At 45.1% G+C, this 1,110-nt stretch carries 2 protein-coding genes; both read right to left on the bottom strand.

Annotation, left to right across the window (positions count from 1 at the left end):
* Positions 1–44 precede the first annotated feature (44 nt).
* Positions 45–938 (bottom strand): IS3 family transposase, encoded by an 894-nt coding sequence (locus KDN35_RS19770; RefSeq protein WP_349291008.1) that lies wholly within the window; start codon positions 936–938, stop codon positions 45–47.
* Positions 908–1,110, bottom strand: a 203-nt coding sequence (locus tag KDN35_RS20040) for a helix-turn-helix domain-containing protein (protein WP_249179219.1), incomplete at its 5' end; no start/stop codon positions are given. The genes KDN35_RS19770 and KDN35_RS20040, both read right to left, overlap by 31 nt.

The following is a 1,110-nucleotide window of genomic DNA, read 5'->3' as shown; positions in this document are numbered from 1 at the left end:
TGGTCAAGACCCCATTTTGTAGACACTTAAAAAACCCCCGGCCGTTAGGCCGCATGCTGACGCCTGTACTCGACTGGCGTCAGCTTATTTAATTTGATTTGCAAACGCTCCTCATTGTAAAAACGAATGTACTCCTCAATTCGTCTTTGCGCCTCATCCAAACTTCGAATATCATAAGGATAGAGAGCTTCTGCCTTTAAGTGCGAGAAGAAACTCTCCATAGGGGAATTGTCTAAACAATTGCCCCTTCGGGACATGCTGATTCGGGCGCCAACCTTTTGCAGCATGTCGTGGTATGCATGGGACGTGTACTGGAAGCCTTGATCGCTGTGTACGATCAGTCCAGTCACGTCCTTATGCTTTTCAAATGCTTTCCGAAACGTCTCTAGGACAAGGACATTGTCATTGTGTAAGCTCACATGGTGCGCCACGATTTCGTTGTGAAACAAGTCTTTAATCGTAGATAAGAAGATACGTTGATCTCCTACACGAAACTGGGTAACATCGGTGACCCACTTCTGGTTCGGTTTCTCGGCTGTGAAGTCACGCTTCAACAAATTTTCGGCAACACGACCATCTGATTCAGCCGCTCGATACGTGCTCCGATACGCTCGTTTGCCACGAATAATGGCTTTCAGCCCAAGAATTTGCATGAGCCGTAACACCTTCTTATGATTCACAACCTTGCCGTATTGACGAAGGAGTTCCGCTTGAATTCTTCGATACCCATATATTCCTTTTCGTTCATCATAGATGGTTTGAATCTGCTGTTTCAGTTCTCCGTCTCTATCCCACTCCTTCTGTGCAAGATATCGATAATACCCACTCCTCGATACACCAAGAAGTTTGGAGAGTTCGGTAATCGGGTACAATGCTGCCACATTCTCCATCACACGATACTTTTTTCTTACACCTCCCGCATCCAGATTTCCAAACACTTTTTTAGAATTTCGTTCTCCCGTTTCAATTTTTTCACATGTCGATCTTGATCGATGTACTCTGGACGTCGTCCACGCTGATCCAAAAGACCGAACTCCCCAAGTTGTTTGTATTTCCGCATCCATTTTTTTACTCGATCCTTATCCTGGATTCCTAAATGCTCAGTGATAC

Source organism: Brevibacillus sp. NL20B1 (assembly GCF_018195675.1).
In the GTDB taxonomy this organism is placed as follows: Bacteria; Bacillota; Bacilli; order Brevibacillales; family Brevibacillaceae; genus Brevibacillus; species Brevibacillus aydinogluensis.
Note: the sequence above shows the minus strand (reverse complement) of the source record. Positions and strands in the feature narration are given on the sequence as shown.